This is a genomic window from Streptomyces sp. NPDC050534 (assembly GCF_044457745.1).
Taxonomy (GTDB): Bacteria; Actinomycetota; Actinomycetes; order Streptomycetales; family Streptomycetaceae; genus Streptomyces.
The window spans coordinates 1-1,432 of sequence record NZ_JBITHF010000032.1 but is presented as its reverse complement, the minus strand read 5'-3'; the positions used below and the strand labels follow the sequence as shown (position 1 = coordinate 1,432).

The 1,432-nt window shown below is 56.6% G+C and carries 1 rRNA gene (cut by a window edge); it reads left to right on the top strand.

Annotation, left to right across the window (positions count from 1 at the left end):
• Window positions 1-1,393: ribosomal RNA gene (locus tag ACIBN2_RS46680) — 23S ribosomal RNA — on the top strand (it extends 1,796 nt beyond the left edge of the window).
• The last annotated feature ends 39 nt before the right edge of the window (window positions 1,394-1,432 follow it).

Genomic DNA, 1,432 nt, shown 5'->3' with positions numbered 1-1,432 from the left:
TCTGAGACCTGATGCCGAGCCGATTGTGGTGAAGTGGATGATCCTATGCTGTCGAGAAAAGCCTCTAGCGAGTTTCATGGCGGCCCGTACCCTAAACCGACTCAGGTGGTCAGGTAGAGAATACCGAGGCGTTCGGGTGAACTATGGTTAAGGAACTCGGCAAAATGCCCCCGTAACTTCGGGAGAAGGGGGGCCACGCTTGGTGATCCGTTTTACACGGTGAGCTGGGGGTGGCCGCAGAGACCAGCGAGAAGCGACTGTTTACTAAAAACACAGGTCCGTGCGAAGCCGTAAGGCGATGTATACGGACTGACGCCTGCCCGGTGCTGGAACGTTAAGGGGACCGGTTAGTCCGATTTCGGTCGGGCGAAGCTGAGAACTTAAGCGCCAGTAAACGGCGGTGGTAACTATAACCATCCTAAGGTAGCGAAATTCCTTGTCGGGTAAGTTCCGACCTGCACGAATGGCGTAACGACTTCTCGACTGTCTCAACCATAGGCCCGGTGAAATTGCACTACGAGTAAAGATGCTCGTTTCGCGCAGCAGGACGGAAAGACCCCGGGACCTTTACTACAGTTTGATATTGGTGTTCGGTTCGGCTTGTGTAGGATAGCTGGGAGACTGTGAACTCCGGACGCCAGTTCGGGGGGAGTCGTCGTTGAAATACCAGTCTGGTCGTGCTGGATGTCTAACCTGGGTCCGTGATCCGGATCAGGGACAGTGTCTGATGGGTAGTTTAACTGGGGCGGTTGCCTCCTAAAGAGTAACGGAGGCGCCCAAAGGTTCCCTCAGCCTGGTTGGCAATCAGGTGTTGAGTGTAAGTGCACAAGGGAGCTTGACTGTGAGACCGACGGGTCGAGCAGGGACGAAAGTCGGGACTAGTGATCCGGCGGTGGCTTGTGGAAGCGCCGTCGCTCAACGGATAAAAGGTACCCCGGGGATAACAGGCTGATCTTCCCCAAGAGTCCATATCGACGGGATGGTTTGGCACCTCGATGTCGGCTCGTCGCATCCTGGGGCTGGAGTCGGTCCCAAGGGTTGGGCTGTTCGCCCATTAAAGCGGTACGCGAGCTGGGTTTAGAACGTCGTGAGACAGTTCGGTCCCTATCCGCTGTGCGCGCAGGAGTCTTGAGAAGGGCTGTCCCTAGTACGAGAGGACCGGGACGGACGAACCTCTGGTGTGCCAGTTGTCCTGCCAAGGGCATGGCTGGTTGGCTACGTTCGGGAGGGATAACCGCTGAAAGCATCTAAGCGGGAAGCCTGCTTCGAGATGAGGACTCCCACCCACTTGATGGGGTAAGGCTCCCAGTAGACGACTGGGTTGATAGGCCGGATCTGGAAGCCAGGTAACTGGTGGAGGTGACCGGTACTAATAGGCCGAGGGCTTGTCCTCAGTTGCTCGCGTCCACTGTGTTAGTTCTGAGGCAACGAC